Source organism: Proteus sp. G2609 (genome assembly GCF_963896135.1).
GTDB classification, from domain to species: Bacteria; Pseudomonadota; Gammaproteobacteria; order Enterobacterales; family Enterobacteriaceae; genus Proteus; species Proteus mirabilis.
Genome location: NZ_CAWQNB010000030.1, coordinates 211,360 through 235,022 on the forward strand (window position 1 = coordinate 211,360; position 23,663 = coordinate 235,022).

A 23,663-nucleotide genomic window follows, 5' to 3' on the forward strand; every position below is an offset into this window, starting at 1 on the left:
TTTTAAATTAAAGAGTCTCGATATAAAACATCGAGACTCTTTTTATTTATAAATCAATTTAGCGAATCAATTATTTTATTTAAATAATAAATAATCATATCTTCATTTATTATTGATAATAAATCTGTTGTCTCATTTTAATAATTTGTTATGCTCTGCGCCGGGTGCTTGGATCAATCTGGTTCAAGCATTGTGCCAATACCAGAAAGAGAAAAGCCCCGGAAAATATACAGTATATTAACCGAGGCGGACTCAAAAACACACAGTTTGATTCTGCCTCCATTCTTATCGGAGCGCAAGAGGAAATGAAAAAGTCGACTTTTATTTTAGCCAATATATTAGTTAGAAACAAATTAAAAGGAATAGGTATTAAATTACCAATTATTAATATAAAGAGCTAATTATTTAACGTCATTTTTAATACTTCACTACCCGCTAATAAGTATGCTCCAGCGCCATAATCCATATTATGCTCAAATTTTACCTCTCGCGGATTAAATGCCGGAAGTTGTACCCAACCAATCATGCCATTATCATGAATACAGGATTGTAATGCTGACCACGCTCTATGTAATGCGGGAAAATATTCTTCTTTATTTAATTCACCCTGATTTATTCCCCATGCAAGTCCATAACAAAAAAGCGCGGTAGCTGAACTTTCAGGTGCAGGGAAATTATCAGGATCTAATAAACTGGTGCGCCAAAAACCATCTTCATGTTGGTAATCTAGGATAGAACGCGCTAATTGTTTAAACAGTGTTATATAACGATCGCGCTCATGATAATCATCAGGCATATATTGAAGAATGCGAGGAATAGAAGCTAAAACCCAACCAATACCGCGACTCCAAAATACTTTTTCACCATTAGCTTCACGCATTTCATTTCCCTGACCATCAGGAATATAGCGGTGATCGCGGAAAATAAGTCCAGTTTCAGCATCACGTAAATGTTCAATAGCATCCCAATAAGCGGTATGCATATAATCCAAATAACGTCGTTCGCTAATAATTTCAGCCAAAGCAGCAAAACCAGGAGGTGCCATAAAAAGTGCATCGCACCACCACCAGTCTTCACGCCCTGGTTTTGGATCATTTAGCATGATATCAAACGCTTTAATCGTCGGTTCAAGAATTTCAGATTGTTCAAACAAAGGACTTATCGCCAAATAAGCTTGAGCGCAAACATGATCATCCGCAAAACGTGCATTAGGACCTGTTCTAAATCCAGTATGTAAGGTGTAATTTAACACACCATTAAGGTACTCTTTATCTTGTGTCGCTTGCCATGCCGCACTTACACAGGTCCATAAAACACCGCGTTCCCAATCTGTATCTTTAATAAAACGAGTTTTACCACTACGGCGACGAACACTGCGAACTTGATGAGCCGATTGATAACGATAAACCCGTTTCATATTTTGTAACACGAGATCTCTTTGTAAAGCCTCTGTATTAGCGTGTTCCATCCTAGTTCTCCATAAGATTATCGAGCTAACCAACCACCATCAACCGCAATGGTATATCCATTGATATAATCACTAGCTTTAGAGGCTAAAAATATGGCAGGACCTGCGACATCTTCAGGTGTTCCCCAACGCCCCGCAGGAATACGCTCTAAAATAGCAGCATTACGCGCTTCATCAGCACGAAGTGCAGCGGTGTTATCGGTTGCCATATAGCCAGGAGCAATTGCATTTACATTAATATTATATTGTGATAATTCCGTCGCTAATGCCCGTGTTAATCCCATTACCGCGGATTTACTTGCCGTATAAGAAGGAACTCGGATACCGCCTTGATAAGAAAGCATTGACGCGATGTTGATTATCTTGCCACCTTCGCCTTGTTTGACAAACTGGCGAGCCACTTTTTGCGATAAGAAAAACAGTGTCTTTTGGTTAATATTAATCACATCATCCCAATCTTTTTCACTAAATTGCAAAAGATCTTCACGGCGAATAATACCGGCATTATTCACTAAAATATCAATACGTCCCATCACCTTAACAGCCTCATCCACTAAAGCATCTAATCCATCTTGTTGGATTAAATTTTGCGTGATGTAATGAAAACGACGGCCTAACGCTTCGACTTTTTGACGCGTTTCAGGAGCATCTTGAATACCCACGCCAACAATATCCGCACCGGCTTGTGCTAAACCTATTGCCATTCCTTGCCCTAAGCCTGTATTACACCCAGTAACAATGGCAACTTTGCCTGTTAAATCAAATAAATTCATGATTAAAACCTCTAGAAGTGTGGCAATAATTGCCACACTTTTTTTGTAGGAATAAAGAATAAAATGTAATTAATTATCTGTTATTTCAGATCTTTCATAGCAACATGATCCATATCGTGGAATACCTGGTTTTCACCCACCATTCCCCAAATAAAGGTATAAGATGCGCTTCCTACGCCAGAATGAATTGACCAACTAGGACTAATGACAGCTTGTTCGTTGCGTACCACTAAATGACGAGTTTCAGTTGGCTCTCCCATATAATGGAAAACCACATTGTCATCTTTCATATCGAAATAAAGATATACTTCCATACGACGTTCATGAGTATGACATGGCATTGTGTTCCACAAGCTACCCGGCTCAAGCACTGTCATCCCCATGGATAATTGACATGTTGGTAACACTGAAGGATGTAAAAACTTATAAATCGTACGAACGTTACAATTTTCTGCATTACCTAACTTTTCAGGTGAGGCCTGCTGTTGAGTAATTTTGCGAGTAGGATAGGTGTGATGTGCTGGTGCACAGTTAATATAAAAACGCGCCGGTGTCTCTACAGAATCACTGGTGAATTCAACAGATTTGGCTCCCATACCAATATAAATGGCTTCACGAGGGCCTATTTCAAATACCTCACCGTCTATAATAACTTTACCCGCACCACCAATATTAATAGCACCTAATTCACGTCTTTCTAAGAAGAAATCAACACCAAGTGCTTTACCCGCCATTAATGCTAAAGGTTGAGTTGTTGGGACAACTCCCCCAACAATAATCCGATCTATATGGCTATAAGTGAGATTCATTTCCCCTTCACAGAATAGGTTCTCAATCAGGAACTCTTTACGAAGTCCTTCTGTATCAAGCCTTTTAGCATGTTCACTATGAATTGGCTGACGAATTTCCATTATAAATACCTCATTTTTACTGATGGGAGCATAACGAAAAGGTTATGCATTATCCCCGGATACAGAGTAAATATGATTTCCTCTGATGAATGTATCGGTAAGATGAAAACACTCATCCACCACGGCAAAGCTGGCTTGTTGACCTGCTTTGATATAACCCAATTTATCCCCTATGCCGAGATACTCAGCGGGGATCGCCGATGCCATTTGAACCGCTTCCCACTCAGGAATATGTGCAAGTTGCACCATGTTTCTTAACGCACTATCAAGACTGCAAGTGCTACCAGCTAGCGACCCATCGGCAGTTTTTGCCTGTCCATTGGTGACGGTGACCGTTTGAGCACCTAATGTGTAATCACCATCAGCTAAACCTCCTGCCCGCATACAATCTGTAATTAGGGCAATCTGTTGATATCCTTTCATGCGATATGCCAGTTGCATCATTACAGGGTGAACATGGATACCATCAGCAATAAGTTCAGCTAATACACTGTGATATAACACTGCACCACAACATCCCGGCTCACGATGATGAAGCCCGGTCATGCCGTTATACAGATGCACACCACAATCAGCACCGTGTGAAAAAGCTCGTGAAGCTTGTTCATAAGTTGCTGCTGTATGTGCCACACTTGGTTTAATTCCTCGGCTGACCAACCAATCAATCGCATTCATCGCACCTTCAGCTTCAGGTGCAACAGCAACACGCAATAGCGATCCCCCAGCACTGTCGAGTAATGTTTCTAATTCACAGATGGTCGGCGCTTTGAGATATTTCACAGGGTGTGAACCACGATGGCGTTCTGTAAAATAAGGGCCTTCTAAAAAGCTACCGAGTAACAACGCACCTGTTGCTTGAGGTTTTGATACAAACTCACGGACTTGTAATAGCGCATGACGGATATCCTCCATCGGTGCTGTGACAGTCGTTGCAACCCAAGCCACAACCCCTGTTTTAACCAGCGCATCGGCTATAGTTTGTAGCCCTTGTTGCGTTGCATCCATCACATCAGCCCCTTCACGACCATGAATATGGATATCCACAAAACCGGGTAATAATGATTTTCCTTTTAAGCGAATAACTGGGCAATCTGTTGGTGCTTGTGTGGTGATTGATTCAATATTTTCACCATTAACATGGACATAGCAGAGATAACGGATACCTTCAGGTGTAAAGGTTCTATCTGCTAAAATGGCATATCGCTGACTCATAAGCCGTCTTCTTCTTCAACATCATGACTATCTATTTGTGCCAATTGCTCTCGAATATCTTGAATGCTGTCTTGACCAATTTCGCGTAGCGTTTGCACCAATTCCGTCGTTGAACACCCTTCCCGTTCAAATGCCGCATTAACAATCATGGGTAAATTAACCCCAGCTAACACCTCAACAGAGGGATTTTGCATCATGATTGCCATTGCGCGATTACAGGGGGTACCGCCAGGTAAATCTGTTAAGAACAGATATTGCTGGCATGACATAGCGTTAATCGCTTCACGCATTTTTTGTTCAAGCTCATCCGGAGAAATTGACTCAATAAAATCAATAAACGCGATATTTTCTTGCTCACCAGCAATCGCCTTTACAGCGGATGCCATACCTGTAGCAAAATTAAGATGTCCTGAGACAATAAGACCTATCATGAGTAACTCCTTGCGAGTAGCAGATAGCTCTACTACCCGTTTGTAGCAAGTTAATAATGTATTTCGATTAACAGTGTCGACAATTAGGGCATCTCTTTTTTATAAGAATCCTAATACATGCCCAATAACGCCAAATGCTAGGGTTGAAAAAATCAATACTGGTGGCTTACCCCAAAAACCGGTACTTTTCACCATTTTGTACATTAAGAAAACTAAGCACAGTGGCAGTAAATTCGGCATAATTTTGTCGAAGAGGGCTGTTTGTAATTCAACGACTTTTCCGCCAAGTTCCAGCGAGGCGGTGGTTTGCACTTTGATAAAGGTCGCCGAGAGCGCACCAATAACAAAGATCCCCATAATATTTGCCGCTTTCGCTAATTTTTCAGTGGCATCGCTCATATTGACCATTGCCGCAGTACCTGCGCGATAGCCCATAAACATCAGTCCGAAATACACTAAAAAATGCACAATTTGATACAAGAAGAAGAAAACGAAAGGTCCTGCAATCGAGCCTTCCATTGCAATAGAAGCACCTAATGCTAAGGTCAAAGGCATTAAGGTCATATGGTCGATAGCATCGCCAATACCCCCAGTCGGCCCCATTCCTGCCACTTTCATCACATTAACAGTCGATGGCTTTTCTTTGTTCTCTTCCATTGCCACCGCCGTTCCTAATAAAAAGGTAAACAGCTTTGGACTGGCATTAAAAAATTGCAGATGGTTTTTCAACGATGTTGCATAATCGCGTTTATTATTGCCGTGAATTTTCTTCAATGCTGGAATAATTGAGAAAGCAAATCCACCACCTTGCATACGTTCGAAGTTGAAGTTACCTTCCATAAATAAGCCACGGAATGCACACTTCCAAAGTATGCCTTTAGTAATAACTTTTCTGACAGCAGTATCTTGATACTCATCAATGCCATCAATCAAAGAACCTGTTTCTGGTTTATCCTGCGTTTTCAATGCGGTGCTGTTATCAGATACCATCTTCGAAATCCTCATTCTGCTGACTTGAATTTTTATTGTTACCACTAAAGAAGAAGTAGAGTGCGGCGGCTGATGCGCCTAAAATAGCGACGGCCATAATTGGGAGTTTGAGATAGGTTGTCATCACGAAACCAATAAAGAACACACCGGCCACTTCTTTTGACCACATAATTTTTAGAAGCATTGCAAAACCAATTGCGGGTACCATTTTCGCCCCAATACCTAATCCTTCTAATAAAACTTTTGGCGTGTTCTCATCAATCCATTGAGCAGCATGTTCACCAAAATAAACAGTAACAAAAGCGACTAAAGCATAAAGGAGTGAACGGACAATAAGTGTAATAATCAGCAAGCGAGAGATCCCCGCCCCGTCAGCCTTTTCTGCATATCGATCCGCTTTACCCATGGTAAATGCAGTCATAGCAAAGAAACCAATCACCAACATCTGCATTAAAACAGCAATAGGCATACCTATTCCCATTGCAACTTCCGGTGATTGTTTTGTCATTACTGCAAAAGCAACTGCTGCAATGGTGCCTAAAGTCACATCTGGTGGCTGAGCTCCGGCATTAGGTACAAGCCCTAACCATGCAAGTTCTAAGGTAGCACCTGCAATTAATCCTACTTGCATATCTCCCATAATCAGACCGACAACGGGCCCTGTAATTAATGGTCGATGGATATTTAATGCCACGTCGTACTTATCGATACCGCAAAAGAAGGCCCATAAAGCCACTAAAGAAGCTTCAAAAATCATAAATTATCCTCAAACCTGCCTATAGCAGGTTTTCTTGATCAGGAAATAATCAGGCTGATGCGAGTGTTAGTACATCAACAGGAGTTTGATCTGGTGTGTTTTGGACTGTGCAAGTAACCCCTTTTTCGATAAGACGCTTAAAAGCACTAAGATCTTTTTCATCGATAGAGACTGTTTTCGCAATTTGACGTTTACCTTCATGAAAATGCATATTGCCAACATTACAATGAGTAATAGGCACGCCACCTTCAACTAAACGGGCTACATCAGTTGGGTTATTACACAGAACAAAAATTTTCTGACGAGGAGATGCTTTGCTAATAACATCAATAGTTTTTTGAATAGAGAAAAAGCGAACCGCATATTCGCCGCCAGCAGATGCTTTCATTCCCGCCTGCATAAATGCAGCATTGGGACCTTCAGCAGCATCATCATTAGCGACTAAAATTAGGTTTGCTTCCGTATGTTTACCCCATGTAATGCGGATTTGTCCATGAAGTAAACGTTCATCAATGCGGGTCCAGACAATATTAGGTGTGTTCATAACTAGCTCTCTTATTATATTTTATTAATTTAAAGCAGACTGTGTGTCTTCTGTTTTAAGTGAGAACGGATAAATTGTGACGCCTTGTACAACTCGATTGATTTCTCCGGTTGGAGATGGATTATCAGGCGTATTCCCTAGTGCAATAGAACTGTGAAATGCAAATGATTGCGCCAACATCAAATAAGGGAACAATAGCGCCACATCTGAACAGTTCTCTAACGCTGGAATATAAACAAAACTCTCTGGTGAAAAAGTTTTATCATTTCGTGCGGTGATCGCGATCACCTTGCCTGATGCATTATCGTGAATAACCTCTCGTAATAAATCTGTCTCGTATTGACGTGTATAAGGATCATTAGAGAAAAACATCACCACAAGGGTTTCTTTATTTACGATGGATTTAGGCCCGTGTCGAAAGCCTAATGGGGTATCAAAATTGGCTACGACTTTACCCGCCGTCAGCTCTAACATTTTTAATGCGGCTTCTTGTGCTAGCCCTTGTAATCCTCCGCTACCAAGATAAATAACGCGTTTGAATTTTCCTGCGTATTGATGGCGGATAATTTTATTTGCTTTGTCAAATTGCGCTTTGTAATCACTAAAAAACGGCGCAATAGCATCAGTAAATACACTATCGCCTAAAAAGATAGTGACCGCCGCCATCATCATTGAAGAAAAACTTGATGTCATTGCTAATGAGCGATCGTTTGACTCTTCCGGCATTAATAACGCCAATGCCTTATGATTATTTTGGCAATATTGATAAAGCTGGCCCTGAGGGTTACAGGTTAAAACTAAGTGGTAACATTGCGATAAGCACTTCTTTGCAATATCTAACGCAGCCACACTTTCGGGGCTATTCCCTGAACGAGCAAAAGAAATCAGTAATGTAGGGATATCTTCGGCTAAATATTCTTGAGGATCAGCAACTAAATCCGTTGTGGCAATAGCATCAACACGACGTTTTATAGCTCCCGTCAAAATAGGTGCTAACGCTCTACCGGCAAACGCGGATGTTCCAGCTCCCGTAAGAATTATTCTGCTATTTGATGCCTCCAATGCTTTTTCTAAAAAAGACTCAATATCAGCACGTTTTTCTCGAATTGATAGCCATGTTTTTTTCCAGCACTCTGGTTGCTGGTCAATTTCTTTCGCTGTCCAAAATGCGTTTAACTGCTCAAGTTCAGCGGTTTGATAGCTTAAATATTCAATGGTTTCCCTCAATTGATGGACATTGCACGCATCGGCATAAACCGATAACACATCACGAATTTTCGCTATAACAAATGACTCAGGCGTACCCGCAATTTTCCCCTCTCTAAACTGGGTAAATTGATAAGGCAAATATTGGCTAAGTAAGGGAAGTGGGATAGGCTTAACAGATAAATTATCCATTAATGTGTCAATAGCAGTATTAATCTCGGCATCAGGCCAATAATAACGAATACGATCACTAAAACTATAAACACGAGCAAAGGCGAGTTGACGTTCATCACCGTGATAATATTTTTGCCAAAAATTAGGCTCACGGCACATCAATTGTTCCATTTTTTCACGTAATCGAGAGCACTTCTCAAGAGGAAATAATGTTTCTTCAATGGCGCAAAGTGCATATAAACCTTCACGCATAGCAAATGTTAGCGCCGGCCCAACTTTTAAAATAGCAAAGTGATCATGGACGAGTTGCTGATAAGCTTGATTGGTTTGATAATCTGTAGAGTGAGCTTCAAAAACCAGATGAGAATAGTCATTTACTACTTGGCTTAACGCTTGTGCTTTTTCAGATTGATAATCAATAATACCGGTATGATCAAATTCAACCCCAGGCTGTACAACTAAACCTATAACACGAGTCCAACACTCTCCCACACCAGCGTCATAAAATGCTTGGCGATGGCACGCTAATGTTTTACGGGCAGCATCAGGTGAAGTTACCTCAACGGTATCAAGCTCTTCAGCAGCACCACCAGGAACGGGGACTTCTGTGCCAACAACATAAACAATATCACTAAAACCAAATGTCTTTTTGGCGGTATTTTCTGCAATAACAGCAAGACGAGCTGCACGCGATGCCACGATTTCATCTGTTAAAGGAATAGGATCATCTGCACAAGACATACTGCAATCAAGATGGATTTTTTTAAATCCCGCGGCAACATAATGTGCAATAAGTACATCCGCATTTGCCATCGCTTCTTCAGCATTAAGATGCTGCCAGCGATTAGGCCCTAAATGGTCACCACCAAGGATAAGCTTTTCGACAGGAAAACCGACATTTTCCGCTTTCTCAATAACATATTGGTAGAAATCAGCGGGAGTCATACCTGTATAACCACCAAACTGATCAACCTGATTAGAGGTGGCTTCAATCAGCAGAAAGGAATCATCGTCCAGCGCTTGTAATAAAGCAGCTTCTATTACTAAAGGGTGGGCAGAACAAACAGAATAAATACCATTCTGTTTGCCTGATTTATGTTGCTGAACAATCTTTTCTAAAGGATGCATGTAAATACTAACTCCATAATCAACACCGGCGGTGTTGCTAATGGAGTTAGCAAATTACGCTGTCTTATCGTCCACGATGATAACGTCGATTTTATGATCTTTCAGTTCCTGAACATACTCATCAGGAATACCTGAATCCGTCACTAACACATCAATATCACCAAATTCTCTGATCATATGACAGCTGCGTTTACCGAATTTCGTAGAATCTGCAACCGCAATAATCGTTTCTGAGATATCACACATTAAACGGTTAAGACTGGCTTCCTGTTCATTGTGAGTAGTGATACCAACACGTAAATCAAATCCGTCAACACCAAGAAAAACCTTATCGAAACGGTAATTTCTTAGACTATTTTCAGCTTGTGAGCCAGAAAAAGACAATGCACTTTTTCGCAATACACCACCTGTCATTAAAACCTCAACACCTGTGGTATTTGCTAACTCCATTGCGACATCCAGACCGTTAGTCATGACGACTACATTTTCGCGCGACTTTAAATGTGTCGCGATTTCGCGTGTAGTTGTCCCCGAGTCAAGAATGACGGTGTCTCCATCCTTTATCAGCGTTGCGGCAGCTTTCCCGATTAATGTTTTAATGCCCGCATTTTGTCCACGTTTTTCATGGATACTCAGTTCAGCAATAAAGCCTGTATTAGGAATTGCTGCGCCATGAGAGCGAACGATATAGCCATTTTTCTCAAGAAAACTTAGATCGCTGCGGATAGTGACACTTGAGACTTTAAATAATTCAGCGAGATCTTCGACTCTGGTTTTGCCCTGTTGGTTAACCATATCGAGGATTTCCATACGCCTCTCAACTGCCGCTTTCACTTTCGTCTCCTTACGAAACCAAAAGATTTACTTTCGATTGATTTCGAATGTAGTTTACTACGCCAAATTTAACCGACAACGCAAAAAAACAAAACTTTTGATCTCTTTCACAAAGTTTCGATTTCACTGTCGATTGCTTACGATTATTTTCGTGTCATGTCAATGATAGCCTTGAGGGCATCAGTTTCCAATAAATAAAATGATATAAGGTAATGTCACTCTTATGATTACACCATATATAGCTATATAAAATGCCATAAAATAGAGTTAATAGCGAAATATTTCACAAAAATCAGATTAAAAATTCAAAATGATTATTTATTTTCGAAAAATAAAAGAGTCATATCGCTCAAATAATCAAAAGAACACGAAATTATCGCCATGAGAACATCGTTAAATTGAAAATTATTGTGTTATATACTTATCAATAAACTTTCATTTACTTTCGATATTCTATATTTGTGATTTTAATCTCTTTTGTTTTGTAAAAATTTACGTAATGTAACAGGATAAAAAATAAACTCAGGAAATAAATAATGGCATCAAATCAACCTGCTTTATTTCATATGATGGCAAAGCCGACAAGCTACCACTGTAATATTAAATGTGAATATTGCTTTTATCTGGAAAAAGAAAATATTTTTCAAGATGAGACAAAAGAAACAGGCCATACAGTGATGCCTGATGGTGTACTTCGTCGTTATATTAAAGACTATATTCAGTCACACAGTGGCGATCAGGTTGATTTTGCTTGGCAAGGTGGTGAACCAACGCTTGCAGGATTAGCCTTCTTTGAAAAAGTGGTCAAATACCAAAAGCAATTTGCTAACGGCAAGACAATTACCAATAGTGTACAAACCAATGCGATTGCCATTAATCGCCAATGGGCACAATTCTTTGCTGATAACCACTTTCTATTAGGCGTTTCAATTGATGGCATTGAAGCCGTTCACGATAAATATCGTATTTCAGTCAATGGTAGCCCAACATTTGAACGCGTAAAACGCGCCATCAATTTACTAAATGAGTATGGTGTTGAATTTAATACATTAACCGTTGTAAATGATCAAAACTGGAATAAAGGAAAAGAGACTTATCAAGCTTTAAAAGATTTAGGTTCAACTTTTTTTCAATTTATTCCCATAGTCGAAGTGGATAGACGTTTCCCACACACTCATGGCGGACATTATGCTCCCGGTCCTAACGCACAATTAGCGGCTTTTTCTGTTCCTGCTGAAGGTTACGGAAAATTTATGACTGATATATTCAATGAATGGATACGCCAAGGTGATGTAGGAAAAATATACATTCGCTTATTTGATAGCTTATTAGGGACATGGATGGGATATCCTGCATCAACATGTATTCAATCTAAAACTTGTGGTCAAGCATTAATTATTGAAGCCAATGGTGATGTTTACTCTTGTGATCACTATGTTTATCCCGCTAATAATTTAGGCAACATACAACTAACAAGTCTTGCACAGCTCGCAACATCAAAAACACAGCAACGCTTTGGTCAAAATAAATACGATAAACAAACCAACCTTTGCAAACAGTGTGAAGTGCAAAGCTTATGTTATGGCGGTTGTCCTAAACATCGCATTATTGCTATAGAAGGCGAAAAATATCGCCACAATTATCTATGTCACTCTTATAAAAAAATATTTCATCACACGGCAATCGGCATGCAATTAATGCGTCAAGCGATAGCTCGTGGAGGCCTTGCCAGTGATGCACTTGGGGCGATGCAAAAAAACTATCTCAAGTGACCCTTATTTTATTTCATTTTATTTATTTTGGAGACAATCTGTGACCTTACCTTTTGTTAAAAAAAGCATACTCGCGGGGATCATTGCCACGTCATGTTTAAGCCTTCCAATATCAGCCCATGCTGGTGGCACACCTGAAAAACCGAATGTACTGTTAATCGTAATGGATGATTTAGGCACAGGACAACTTGATTTTGTACTGGATACCTTAGATGTAGATGCGTTAGCTCAGCGACCAACACCTCCTCGTTATAAAGGTGATATCAATAAAATGATAGAAGCCGCACGTATTGCGATGCCTAATGTCAGTGATATGGCAGAAAACGGTGCAAAAATGACTAATGCATTTGTAGCTCATCCCGTTTGTGGCCCTTCTCGTGCAGGTATCTTTACAGGACGCTCACCCGCCAGTTTTGGTACTTACAGCAATGATGATGCCATTTTAGGTATACCCCAATATATCAAATTGTTACCTTCACTTTTCCAAGAAAATGGCTATGCCACTGCCAGCATTGGTAAATGGCATAATGCAAAAGTTATCCGTAAACCGAAAATAAATGAAAATAAACAAACCCGTGATTATCACGACAATATGATCTCAACCCCTGAAGCGGGTTATGCGCCTCATGAGCGGGGCTTTGATTACGCCTTTAGTTATTATGCATCAGGTGTTGCCTTATGGAATTCGCCTGCATTTTGGCGTAATGGTGTCAATGTTCCTGCTCCGGGTTACACCACCCATCTATTAACGGATGAAACACTAAAATTTATTGATGAACATAAAGATAAACCTTTTTTTATCAATCTTTCTTATAGCGTTCCACACATACCGTTAGAGCAAGCATCTCCTGCTAAGTATATGGATAAATTTGATACAGGGAATGTGGAGGCAGATAAATATTTTGCCGCCTTAAATGCAGCAGATGAAGGTATTGGACAAATCATTGCGAAATTAAAAGAAAATGGTGAGCTAGAAAATACATTAATTTTTTTCTTATCTGATAATGGTGCAGTTAATGAATCCCCCATGCCCATGAATGCCATGGATAGAGGCTTTAAGGGCCAGATGTTTAATGGTGGAGTTAGAGTACCTTTTATTGCTTATCAACCCGGAACTATTCCCGCGGGAACAAAAAGCGATGCGATGATCTCCGCACTTGATATTTTGCCAACCGCGTTACAAGTCGCTGATATTCAAATTCCTGATAGCCTGCAAGTAGAAGGTAAAAATATTATGCCATTGCTTAAAGGTGAAACAACGCGTTCGCCTCATGCTTATCTGTATTGGGCTGGCCCCGGCACTAAGCATTATAGTGAAGAAAACCAAGAGTTTTGGCATGGTTATCACCAATGGATCACCTATCAACGTCAAACGCCTCCAGTAAACCCTAACTTAGAGAAACTGTCTAAAGGTGCTTGGGCAGTGCGTGATGGTGAATGGGCGCTCTATTTTTATGATGATGGTAAAAATCAACCACAGCTTTTTAACGATAACACCGATCCTAGCGAATCAATCGATTTGGCAAAACAAAATCCACAAAAAGTGGCTGAACTAAAAAATGCGTATTACCAGTGGATCAAAGATAAACCTAAACCTGTTATTTGGGGGCAAGAACACTATCAAATACTAGTAGATTCAGCCAAACCTTAAACTCAACTTCCGTTTTGTTTCGCAAGGATGCGTCTTTTTTCTGAGATACGAAAATGGTTATTGAAATTGCATCTAAACCACGGCCTAAACTGCCTTATGAGCACCCTGATGTAAAAATTTATCAACGCTTATTTAAAGAAAATATAATCCGGCGATTAGTCAGAAAATCGGCTTATCACCGTCATGATAATGCTATTGCTGACTTTTTTAAGGATGAGACACACACTCTTTTTTCGCTCTGTGAAAGACTTACTCAGTATATTACAGAAGCTTTTCATCACTATCAGGTTTGGGGTTATTCCCATGCCTATTACCCCGGTAGTCCTGGTCAACAAACCGTCAGAACCGATGCGCTAGAAGGGGTCAGTCGAGTACTTCCTTTACTTGCCGCATGGACAGTAAATAGCAAAAAAAGCACATTACTAGGTTTAAACCAGCAAATTTACCATTTACCCTCAATGATAAAACAAAGCTTTATTCATGGAACAGATCCTCTTCATAAAGGCTATTGGGGAAAACTTGAAAATTACGATCAACGAATTTGTGAGGCATCTGATCTCGCTCTTACTCTTTGGATCAGCCGTGAATGGGTTTGGGATACGTTATCTTCGGAGATCAAACAGCAAATAATTAACTGGTTTGAACAAGTTAATCACTGCGAAATTGTTGATAATAACTGGCATTTTTTTCCACTAACCGTCCAATTTGTTATTAAAGCACTGACAGGTAAAGATACCATTGCCCATTGGCGTTATGAAAGATTAAAAGAATTTTATGTCGGTGATGGATGGTTTCGTGATGGGGCAAAAGGTAATTATGATTACTACAATGCGTGGGGGTTTTATTATTCTCTTTATTGGCTAGCGCAAATTGATCCACAATTTGATCATGATTTTATTACTCAATCCCTGAATAATTTTAATCAACACTACCTTTATTTTATCACCCCAAAAGGTATTCCTTTTTTTGGTCGTAGTGCTTGTTATCGTCTTGCTGTTTCTGCGCCATTACTCGCAGGCGTTGATTTACAATGCCCTTTTGTCAAAGTTGGAGAGGCTAAACGGGCTTTTGAAAGTAGCTTACGTTATTTTATTTCTCAAGGTGCACTCAAAAATGGCGCTCCCACTCAAGGGCTATTTAATCATGATGCTCGTTTAGTTGATAATTACAGTGGTCCAGCAAGCTCTTTTTGGTCATTACGGGCTGTCATTATCGCTCTTTATTGTGCTGATCGTATTAATTTATGGCAAGCACCATCACTTCCTTTACCTATCGAAAAAAATGACTTTCGTTTCGAAATACCCGCTATCCAAGCATCAATTATCGGGGTGAAAGCAACACAAGAAGTCAGTGTTATTTTTCGAGAGGATTATACACAACAACAATCACCTTTAACTCGCCGTTTAGAAAAACAAACGCGAGTACAAAAAATCACAGAAACTGTAATTGGACAATCAAGACGCCCTAAAAACAACCTATTACGCAAAGGAGTCACCAGTTACAGTTCTAAAATGACACATTTCTTCTGACTTATTTTCATTTGCTTTCGGTGCGAAGGGAATAAAAATGTGATTTAGATCTTTTACCTTTCTATTTCTTTCGTTTATTATTAATCGTAATTAAACGAAAGATGAGAGGCAAACATGTATCTGGTTTCTACTCGTAATATGCTCAATAAAGCACAGCATGAAAACTATGCTGTGCCCGCTTTTAACATTCATAACTTGGAAACTATCCAAGTGGTAATGGAAACTGCGGCTGAAATGGCATCACCTGTGATCTTAGCAGGCACACCTAGCACGTTTGCTTATGCTGGTAGTGATTATTTAATTTCGATTTGCCAGCAAGCGGCTGAGCAATATCGCATCCCAGTAGCACTACATTTAGATCATCATGAAAATATTCCTGATATTTGCAATAAGGTGATTTCGGGGGTGCGATCAGCCATGATCGATGCTTCTCATTTTCCTTTTGAAGAAAATATTCGCCTGGTTAAAGAGGTCGTCAATTTCTGCCATTATTGGGATTGCACCGTAGAAGCTGAATTAGGTCGTCTTGGTGGGCAAGAAGATGATTTAATCGTTGATGCGAAAGATGCGCTATTTACCGATCCTGATTCAGCAGTACAATTTATCAAAGCCACGGGAATTGACTCATTAGCGGTGGCGATTGGTACAGCACATGGTATGTATAAACATGAACCACATCTTGATTTTGATCGTCTACATGCCATCCGCCAAAAAACAGAGATCCCTTTAGTACTACATGGCGCGTCAGGTATTCCTGATACTGATGTACGTCATTGTATCGACTTAGGTATTTGCAAAGTTAACGTAGCAACCGAACTTAAAATTGCTTTCTCTAACGCAATTAAGCAGTACTTTTTAGATAATCCTGATGCCAGTGATCCTCGCCATTATCTAGTGCCAGGTAAAGCGGCGATGAAAGCGGTGGTTGCAGATAAAATTCGCGTCTGTAAAAGTGATGGGAAACTGTGAAAATAAATAGAACTGTCGCCATTATTGGCGAATGTATGATAGAGCTAAGTGGCCAACCTTTTTTGCCACAACAACAGCGTTTTGGGGGCGATACATTAAATACAGCACTGTATTTAGCGCGCCTCATTCCTACATTACATCCGCAATATATAACAGGTTTAGGCACTGATAATTACAGTGCCTTAATGCAAAAAGCATGGGAAAAAGAGGGGATCAACTGCCAGTCAGTGATCACCATTCCCGAAAAACTTCCCGGTTTATATGCCATTGAAATTGATACTTGTGGTGAGCGTAGCTTCCATTATTGGCGTAGTGATGCCGCTGCACGTTATATTGCAACGGACAACCGTTTTGCAACACATCTAGATACCTTGCCCGACGATAGTGTTATCTATCTTAGTGGTATTTCCCTGGCCATTTTAACGCCGAAAGGAAAAGAAGCGTTAATCACGCAATTAATCCGCCTTAAACAGCGAGGGCTCACCTTAATTGTCGATTCAAACTTTCGGCCTCGTTTATGGGATCTAATACCTCATGCGCAAGAGTGGTTCGAAAAACTATATCGACTCAGTGATATCGCTTTAGTCACCGGAGATGATGAACAAGCTCTCTGGCAACAACCCAGCCTTACTGAGCAAAAAATTGTCGAACGCCTTCATCAATGGGGCAATAAAAACGTCATTGTTAAACTAGGAGCAAAAGGAGCTTTCTGGTCTGATAGTGAAAATACCGGTTATATCTGCCCCAAACCGATACAGCATGTCATAGACACTACGGCAGCCGGGGATTCTTTTAATGCTGGTTTTATTGCTGCATGGCTACAAAACTACCCTTTGCCTACATGTTGTTTATGGGGAAATACATTAGCAGGATTAGTTATCCAACATCATGGCGCCATTATTCCCCATAACATCACTGATTCATTCTATTCACTCATCAAGGATAACCATGAGACAGTCAATTGTTGATACACTTTCAGTACTGAAAGTGATCCCCGTGATCCAAATTAATCGCGCCGAAGATGCAATTTGGCTGGGTGAAATACTAACCCAAAATCAATTACCTATTGCTGAAATTACCTTTCGTACTCCAGCAGCCGCCAAAGCAATAAAGCTGATGAGAGAACACTTTCCTGAGCTTATTCTTTGTGCGGGTACCGTATTAACAGCGCAACAAGCTGATATAGCAAAAGAAGCGGGTGCAAGCTTTGTTATTTCTCCCGGTTATAATCCAAAAACCGTCGATTATTGCCTTCATAATGGCATTGATATTGTGCCTGGAATAAATAACCCAAGCCAAATTGAAGTTGCTCTTGAGCGGGGTTTAACCTTGCTAAAATTTTTCCCAGCAGAAGCTTCTGGTGGAGTAAAAATGCTAAAAGCAATGGCGGCACCTTACTCTCAAGTTCAATTTATGCCTACTGGAGGAATTAGTCTAAACAATGTTAGTGATTACCTCGCTATCGGGCAAGTTATCGCATGTGGTGGCAGTTGGATTGCTACTACTGAGGCAATTGATAATCAAGACAAACAGACTATTGCTCGCAATATTCAAAATATCCATTCATTACTTAAGAATAAAGGATAAACAAAATGAAACAGGTTGCCGTTTTATTGGCTGATGGTTTTGAAGAAGGTGAAGCGGTTGTTTTTATTGATATCATGCGTCGCCTTGATATTCATGTAGATGTACTTTCTTGCATGGATACACTGGTATTAAACACCTATTTTAACACTAAGATCAGTGCTGATTACCTATTAACCGAAAAATTCACACACAGTTATGACGCAGTAATGATGCCCGGTGGTCCTAAAGGTACAGATCGTCTATGTGCAAATTCACTCGTGATTGATTTTATTAAACGCCATATTGCACAAGACAAATACATTTGTGCTCTATGCTCTTCCGGTGCAAAAGTATTAGCAGCACATCATCTTCTTGAAGGTCGTTATTACAGCACTGGTGATAAACTTGCTGATAAATATGATGATGGTCATTATCTTGACCAAGATGTTGTTGTTGATGGGAAATTTATCAGTGCCAAAGGATTAGGTGTTAGCTTTGAATTTGCCTTTACGGTAGCTAAATATTTGCTCAGTGACAATGTAGAAAAAGTAGATTGGCAAGCTAATCACATTTACTTTAAACATTGGCCGTTGTCTTACCTTGACTAAATATTAAATAACTAAGCCCTCTTTTTAAACCGCCGTTAATAACAGAGCGGTTTATTAGAGGGCTTTCATTTCTTATCAAAAAAAAGAGTTAGAAACGATACAGACTAAATGGTTTGGCATCTAATACAGGTTTTTTGCCTAATAATAAATCTGCTGTAATTTCTGCTGATACAGGGCTTTCGGTCATTCCCCAACCTGTTGCAGTATTAATAACTAGGCCTGGATACTCTTTAACATCAGAGATAATTGGGTTTTCATCTGGTGCAATCGCCATCGCACCACTCCACTGATCAATTAACGTTGATTCTTTAAATGCTGGGAACTCTTTTTTCAGTTTTTCCAGTGAGGCATTTAATTCTGGCAGATCAGGCAGAGCGGTCATATCACGATATTTTTCAAATGGCGACTCTTCATTAAGATCCCAATGTGTTGATTGCATAAAGGAATTAATCAACTGCTCATTTAACGAAATATGTACTGGGAAATCAGGTAAAGCCAGCAGAGGTAAATATTTATAGCCGTAAGTAAATGATTCTTTTACTACCGGAGCAACAATGACACGAGGAGAAGTTGCATACGTTCCATCCGCTTGCTCACGGAAGAAAATTCCGCCGGGTAAAGCAACGTTTCCACCTGGCGCATTTGGTGCTGCGCTAATTAATTGCTGTGATTGATAAGCAGGTAATGTTGGTACATCAACATTTAGGTTCTGCATAAATAAACGTGACCAAACACCACCGGCGACAACAACACGAGAGGTTTTAATTGGTCCTTTTTCTGTTACAACATCAGAAATAACACCAGCTTGCGTTTCTAAACCACGGGCTGCACAGTTTGTGAAAATTTTGATACCCATTTTTTTGGCATATTCTGCCATCACAAAAGTCGCAACTTCAGGATCGAAGCTTCCTGAGTCTTCTTCGAAACCAGCAATTTTCCAATCAGTGGTAGCGCCACGTAAACGTTGTTTTAACTCAGCGCCTTCAATCATTTTTGTTCTAAATGGAATGTCTGAGCCAACATCTTTGCTTTTAGCATCAATCCATTTTCTTACGTTTTCTAAATCTTCTTCATCTAAAGGAACTTCTACACGACCTTGTGTACGATAAGTGGTATCAATACCAACTTTAGCGTTCATTTCACGCCAGCGGTGCTTCCCGAGGTGATGTAATAAGAAGGTTTCATCTGGCATTTTATAGCTAATAGCTTGACCATAGAATCGCGATGATTGTTCGCCGGCAATATTTCCTTTTTCAACGATTGTGACAGATAAGCCACGCTCAGCAAGGTTAATCGCGGTCATGATACCTAAAATACCCGCACCAATTACAACAACATCATCTTGTTTCGGTAATGGACCGCCAGTTCCCTCAACAAAACCATGTCTCGGCGTACCAGGAACAAAACGCCCTTCTCGCGTTAACATAGGTGTTAAAATCCCAGCGCCTGCAGCAACAGCAACCACTGTGCCACCAAGAATAAATTTTCTTCTACTTATTGCCATTTCGAAACAATTCCTTTCATGCAGTGAATAATTATCATTATATAATCACGGCATTTTATTCTATTTGTAACGCAATAGTAAACTAGTTGTGATTATTTTTTTGGTAAATAGTATATGGATGAGCTAATATATTCAAAATGTAAGCAATTGATTCAAAGTGTTAATATTTAAGGCTTTATTGGATTAAAATAATTTTTTTAATAAAAAATTTAATATTTTTATTAGGTTTATATAAATCAAGTTCATAATAACTGATAGAAAAATAACCATTGATACAAAATTTTTCACTAAAAAAGCTATTATCATGGCGTTTTTTATCATAGCGGTGCTAATATAATTTCATCTATTAACGCACTTTTTGCTCAAAGAATATTCAGGCAAATAAATAACGTTGGAATAATGTTAATCTTTTCCTCTATTTTAGAGATGGGTATTGATGCTTATTTCAATAGTGTGTTGTTCTTTCAGACTAGATATTTATATAATTCAAATTGCTTAAAAAATAACGCCCTACCCATCATCAAAATTAATTATCTATTAAGTACTGCTATCCCATTATTTAACAACTATAAATCAATCGGTTAGCCTCAAATACGGTGAGTAAATGCAAAATCAAGTCGCACAATCAATGAAAAACAGTATCAAGGTATACTTGGTAAACTCATTTACTCGTGATCATTGCGGTGGCAACCCTGCCGGAGTCGTTCTCAATCCTCCCAAGCTAACGACAGAACAAAAAATCGCCATTGCTCAACAAGTTGGATTTTCTGAAACGGCATTTGTCTATTCGGGTGATGACACTGATTTTAAAGTAGATTTTTTTACTGCTGAAGGAGAAGTTGATTTTTGTGGGCATGCAACATTAGCGGTTTTTTTCACTCTGTCATCGCTTAAGTTACTCAAACCTGGCGATTATAGCCAAAAAACCAAGGCAGGAATTTTAACCGTTACCATTAATCACGATAATATTGTGATGGAACAAACGCTTCCTATTACCCATAAGGGGCCTTGTGTTAACGATGTCGCAAAGGCGCTGGGCATTCTACCTGAAGTGATAGAAAAGACAGATTTACCAATAGAGATTGTCTCAACAGGATTAAACGATATTTTTGTTCCTGTACAATTTGGCTATTTAGATGCTTTACAGCCTGACTATCAAGCTATCGCTGCTTTAAGCCATAAATTTGATACTATCGGCTTTCATGTCTTTGAACTTAGTCATGATCAAAATATTACTGCCCACTGCCGAAACTTTGCACCACGCTATGGCATTAACGAAGAATCAGCCACAGGTAGCTCAAGCGGTGCTTTAGGGTGTTATCTTGTTCATCACCTTTTGCCAAACAAAAGGCAATTTTTGTTCGAACAAGGTAGAGCAATGCAATGCTCTTCTTTAATTGACGTATTTATTGATTCGACAGCAAAAAACGTCACTCGCGTTCAAGTTGGTGGAAAAGCGACATTGATTGGTACAAAAATAATTGAGATCTAAAAATACTATATTTAATAAGTGGCGTTGAACCGATGATTATTTATCACTTGGCAACGCCACTATTACGAATCAAAACAAGTTGATAGAGCAAAACGTCACAATTTAACAGATGATAGTCACTGTGTTGCTCTTAATTAAACAGTGAAAGCCGAAGCACTAAAGCAACGAGTGTAACAATGAGCACAGGGATAGTCATGATGATCCCTGTTTTGAAATAATATCCCCATGTGATCGTCATATTTTTTTGTGATAAAACATGTAGCCACAATAGTGTTGCCAAGCTACCTATTGGTGTAATTTTTGGCCCCAAATCAGCACCAATCACATTGGCATAAATCATCGCTTGTTGAATTACCCCTGTCGCGTCACTTCCTTCAATGGATAGAGCACCAATTAATACCGTTGGCATATTATTCATTATTGATGATAAAAAGGCGGTAATAAATCCCGTACCAATTGTTGCTATCCATAACCCTTTATCAGCAAGGTAATTAAGTATTTCAGAAAGATAATCAGTTAATCCTGCATTTCTTAAACCATAAACCACCAAGTACATACCTAAAGAGAAAATGACGATTTGCCACGGTGCGCCACGCAACACTTTTTTAGTATTAATCGTACGGCCTTTGGCTGCAATTATCCAAAGAATTAAAGCGCCAATTGCCGCTATTGCACTAACAGGAATACCTAATGGCTCTAAAATAAAAAAACCAATGAGCAATAACAACAATACAAGCCAACCTGCTTTAAACGTAGTCATATCCTTAATAGCTAAAGCTGGCTCACTCAGTTTTTTAACATCATATTGGTTAGGAATATCTTTACGGAAAAACCAATGTAGCATCACAAGCGTTGCAACAATTCCCGCAATATCGACTGGCACCATAATTGATGCATATTCAGTAAATCCAATATTAAAGAAGTCCGCAGAAACGATATTCACGAGGTTCGAAACAATCAGCGGCAAGCTCGCTGTGTCTGCGATAAACCCGGCAGCCATAACAAAGGCTAATGTCGTACCTTTGTTAAAACCAAGTGCAAGTAACATCGCAATCACAATAGGCGTTAGTATCAATGCTGCACCATCATTAGCAAATAAAGCAGCAACCATTGCACCAAGTAGCACGATATAACTGAATAGTAATCTTCCTTTACCACCCCCCCACTTGGCAACATGTAATGCCGCCCATTCAAAAAAGCCACTTTCATCTAAAAGTAGGCTAATAATAATTACTGCAACAAATGTCGCTGTGGCATTCCACACAATGTTCCAAACAGTCGGAATATCTTGAAAACTGATCACACCAAAAAGGAGTGCCAATATAGCGCCGGCCGTTGCACTCCAACCAATACCCAACCCTTTCGGCTGCCAGATAACCAAGGTGATCGTTAAAACAAAAATTAATGCAGCAACAAACATAACAACCTCGTTTAAAAGGTGCATTCACACACACCTAATCATATATGTTTTTTCGAATATATTTAGTTAAATTTTTTACACAGAACAACGATGACCAGACTCTTTTTTCTCTAGGATCTTGAGTAAATCTGCAACTCTATTTTTCTCTGTGATATAAGTTATATCAATAATATTTTTCACCCACGGCAGTAATACAGGAGATAATCGATAATGAACCCATTTGCCTTGCTTCGAATCGAGCAAAAGACCCGACTCTCTCAGCATAGCTAAGTGTCGAGATGTCTTGGGTTGCGATAAATTTAAGGCAGTATAGATATCACAAACACATAGCTCACCAGATGCTTTTAAAAGCAATACGATATCTAGTCTGGTTTGATCACCTAAAATTTTAAACAGTTGTAATGGTTTCATGTATCCCCCTTTACGATCTTTAGCTTAAAAATACCTCCATCAAACACATACGTCAAATCATATGTGAGTTATACATTATTGTGGCATAATGTCGCTATCTATTATGCCTATAATAAATACTTATTATCGAGTTCTATTTAAATGAATTATTAATTTAATTAAATATTGATAGGAAGATCATAGGGTTAAAATAAGAAAATCAAAATAAGATACATTATTTATCATAATTTCACTGCCACATCCAACCTATTAAAAATAAAAAGTCCAACTTAAATTATTTAAATGAAATCTACTATTAAAATAACATCAAATT

General features: G+C 39.3%; 21 protein-coding genes and 1 pseudogene. 8 read left to right on the plus strand and 14 right to left on the minus strand.

The window, feature by feature from the left end:
- Positions 1-397 precede the first annotated feature (397 nt).
- From AACV01_RS09920 to agaR, 11 genes and pseudogenes are all read right to left on the minus strand, one after another.
- Entirely contained in the window at positions 398-1,468 is a 1,071-nt protein-coding gene (locus AACV01_RS09920; protein WP_004244200.1) for a glycoside hydrolase family 88/105 protein, read from the minus strand.
- A 17-nt stretch (positions 1,469-1,485) separates the two neighbouring features.
- The gene (kduD, locus tag AACV01_RS09925; protein WP_004248613.1) at positions 1,486-2,241 is read right to left on the minus strand and encodes a 2-dehydro-3-deoxy-D-gluconate 5-dehydrogenase KduD; all 756 of its coding nucleotides are present in this window, start codon (positions 2,239-2,241) and stop codon (positions 1,486-1,488) included.
- 80 nt (positions 2,242-2,321) lie between these two features.
- Positions 2,322-3,152, minus strand: a complete 831-nt coding sequence (kduI, locus tag AACV01_RS09930) for a 5-dehydro-4-deoxy-D-glucuronate isomerase (RefSeq protein ID WP_004244203.1) — start codon at positions 3,150-3,152, stop codon at positions 2,322-2,324.
- 42 nt (positions 3,153-3,194) lie between these two features.
- Positions 3,195-4,364, minus strand: coding sequence for an N-acetylglucosamine-6-phosphate deacetylase (nagA, locus tag AACV01_RS09935; protein WP_046334684.1), 1,170 nt, complete (start codon positions 4,362-4,364; stop codon positions 3,195-3,197).
- Positions 4,361-4,795 (minus strand): PTS galactosamine/N-acetylgalactosamine transporter subunit IIA, encoded by a 435-nt coding sequence (gene agaF, locus AACV01_RS09940; protein ID WP_004244205.1) that lies wholly within the window; start codon positions 4,793-4,795, stop codon positions 4,361-4,363. The genes nagA and agaF overlap by 4 nt, the downstream gene beginning before the upstream one ends.
- Before the next feature lie 99 nt (positions 4,796-4,894).
- Positions 4,895-5,785 (minus strand): PTS system mannose/fructose/sorbose family transporter subunit IID, encoded by an 891-nt coding sequence (locus AACV01_RS09945; protein WP_004244207.1) that lies wholly within the window; start codon positions 5,783-5,785, stop codon positions 4,895-4,897.
- Positions 5,775-6,542 carry a PTS N-acetylgalactosamine transporter subunit IIC gene (agaW, locus tag AACV01_RS09950; RefSeq protein WP_004244210.1) on the minus strand — a complete coding sequence of 256 codons (768 nt, stop codon included), beginning with the start codon at positions 6,540-6,542 and terminating at the stop codon, positions 5,775-5,777. The genes AACV01_RS09945 and agaW overlap by 11 nt, the downstream gene beginning before the upstream one ends.
- 49 nt (positions 6,543-6,591) lie before the next feature.
- Complete coding sequence (gene agaV, locus AACV01_RS09955; RefSeq protein WP_004244211.1) at positions 6,592-7,086, minus strand: PTS N-acetylgalactosamine transporter subunit IIB; 495 nt, start codon at positions 7,084-7,086, stop codon at positions 6,592-6,594.
- 24 nt (positions 7,087-7,110) lie between these two features.
- Positions 7,111-8,313, minus strand: coding sequence for an SIS domain-containing protein (locus AACV01_RS09960; RefSeq protein ID WP_202611868.1), 1,203 nt, complete (start codon positions 8,311-8,313; stop codon positions 7,111-7,113).
- A 6-nt stretch (positions 8,314-8,319) separates the two neighbouring features.
- A pseudogene (gene kbaZ / locus AACV01_RS09965) lies at positions 8,320-9,594 on the minus strand (tagatose-bisphosphate aldolase subunit KbaZ); the annotation flags it as partial.
- 54 nt (positions 9,595-9,648) lie between these two features.
- Positions 9,649-10,428, minus strand: a complete 780-nt coding sequence (gene agaR, locus AACV01_RS09970) for a transcriptional repressor AgaR (protein WP_004244214.1) — start codon at positions 10,426-10,428, stop codon at positions 9,649-9,651.
- A gap of 536 nt (positions 10,429-10,964) precedes the next feature.
- Between agaR and AACV01_RS09975 the strand changes: the two genes are divergently transcribed.
- The 7 genes from AACV01_RS09975 to AACV01_RS10005 all read left to right on the plus strand — a co-directional run bounded on the left by AACV01_RS09975 (position 10,965) and on the right by AACV01_RS10005 (position 18,523).
- Positions 10,965-12,200, plus strand: a complete 1,236-nt coding sequence (locus AACV01_RS09975) for an anaerobic sulfatase maturase (protein ID WP_161682795.1) — start codon at positions 10,965-10,967, stop codon at positions 12,198-12,200.
- A 40-nt stretch (positions 12,201-12,240) separates the two neighbouring features.
- Positions 12,241-13,851, plus strand: coding sequence for a sulfatase-like hydrolase/transferase (locus AACV01_RS09980; protein WP_161682796.1), 1,611 nt, complete (start codon positions 12,241-12,243; stop codon positions 13,849-13,851).
- Between the two features lie 53 nt (positions 13,852-13,904).
- A complete protein-coding gene (locus tag AACV01_RS09985) occupies positions 13,905-15,380 on the plus strand; it encodes a DUF2264 domain-containing protein (protein ID WP_161682798.1) in 1,476 nt (491 codons plus the stop codon).
- Positions 15,381-15,494: 114 nt separating this feature from the next.
- Positions 15,495-16,349: a tagatose bisphosphate family class II aldolase gene (locus AACV01_RS09990; RefSeq protein ID WP_004248618.1), complete on the plus strand. Its 855-nt coding sequence runs from the start codon at positions 15,495-15,497 to the stop codon at positions 16,347-16,349.
- Entirely contained in the window at positions 16,346-17,317 is a 972-nt protein-coding gene (locus tag AACV01_RS09995) for a sugar kinase (RefSeq protein ID WP_020946053.1), read from the plus strand. The genes AACV01_RS09990 and AACV01_RS09995 overlap by 4 nt, the downstream gene beginning before the upstream one ends.
- Positions 17,298-17,936 (plus strand): bifunctional 4-hydroxy-2-oxoglutarate aldolase/2-dehydro-3-deoxy-phosphogluconate aldolase, encoded by a 639-nt coding sequence (locus AACV01_RS10000; protein ID WP_004244222.1) that lies wholly within the window; start codon positions 17,298-17,300, stop codon positions 17,934-17,936. Before AACV01_RS09995 ends, AACV01_RS10000 begins: the two co-directional genes overlap by 20 nt.
- Positions 17,937-17,941: 5 nt before the next feature.
- Positions 17,942-18,523 carry a DJ-1/PfpI family protein gene (locus AACV01_RS10005; protein WP_004244223.1) on the plus strand — a complete coding sequence of 194 codons (582 nt, stop codon included), beginning with the start codon at positions 17,942-17,944 and terminating at the stop codon, positions 18,521-18,523.
- An 88-nt stretch (positions 18,524-18,611) separates the two neighbouring features.
- On the opposite strand, the gene AACV01_RS10010 is transcribed toward AACV01_RS10005, so the two are convergent.
- Entirely contained in the window at positions 18,612-20,027 is a 1,416-nt protein-coding gene (locus AACV01_RS10010; protein WP_004248621.1) for an NAD(P)/FAD-dependent oxidoreductase, read from the minus strand.
- 604 nt (positions 20,028-20,631) lie between these two features.
- Here AACV01_RS10010 and AACV01_RS10015 point away from each other — a divergent pair.
- The gene (locus AACV01_RS10015) at positions 20,632-21,519 is read left to right on the plus strand and encodes a PhzF family phenazine biosynthesis protein (protein ID WP_046334687.1); all 888 of its coding nucleotides are present in this window, start codon (positions 20,632-20,634) and stop codon (positions 21,517-21,519) included.
- Positions 21,520-21,649: 130 nt separating this feature from the next.
- Here the strand turns inward: AACV01_RS10015 and AACV01_RS10020 are convergent, their stop codons facing one another.
- On the minus strand, positions 21,650-22,939 hold the full coding sequence (locus AACV01_RS10020) for an arsenic transporter (RefSeq protein WP_046334714.1): 1,290 nt from the start codon (positions 22,937-22,939) through the stop codon (positions 21,650-21,652).
- A gap of 75 nt (positions 22,940-23,014) precedes the next feature.
- The gene (locus tag AACV01_RS10025; protein ID WP_036970101.1) at positions 23,015-23,350 is read right to left on the minus strand and encodes a metalloregulator ArsR/SmtB family transcription factor; all 336 of its coding nucleotides are present in this window, start codon (positions 23,348-23,350) and stop codon (positions 23,015-23,017) included.
- Positions 23,351-23,663 lie beyond the last annotated feature (313 nt).